Raw genomic sequence first — 453 nt, 5'->3', positions numbered from 1 at the left:
ATCGAATTAATGCAAACCTTTTACGCGAAATCACGCCTCTTTTAGAAGAATCTATTTATCGCTATACGGTAGAATTTGAGAATCAAATCAATGCTTATATACAAACCGAATATACCTCGTTGCATCCAAGTGTAGATTGGAAATTTAGAGAAAAAGCTCGCGAACATATATTGCATCCGGGAAATACAAAACAAAAATTGCAGATCTCTTTTCAAAATGTATATCCAATTTATGGTGAATTGGATGTGAGAAATTCGTCAGTGATTCGAAATCAATGTTTAAAAATGGATTATACTAATCAGATTAATTACTTGATTTTGATTTGTAACGAGTTATATAATCGTACAAAAAAGAATAAATTTTTGGATTATATTGACGATTTGACTGATTTTTTGCAACGAATAGATAATGTAGATAAAATCTATTTCGAAAGCGAATTATTTGATTACATTA

Annotated in this window: 1 protein-coding gene; it reads left to right on the top strand. The window is 29.1% G+C overall.

Annotation, left to right across the window (positions count from 1 at the left end; all coding sequences use genetic code 11):
* Window positions 1–453 (top strand): hypothetical protein (locus tag QWI17_RS12745; RefSeq protein WP_302722895.1); only part of this gene is annotated, 453 nt, incomplete at both ends.

Origin of the sequence: Gilvimarinus gilvus (assembly GCF_030518155.1) — a bacterium.
Lineage (GTDB): Bacteria > Pseudomonadota > Gammaproteobacteria > Pseudomonadales > Cellvibrionaceae > Gilvimarinus > Gilvimarinus gilvus.
The sequence above is the reverse complement of the archived record's forward strand: the minus strand, read 5'-3'. Positions and strand labels throughout refer to the sequence as shown.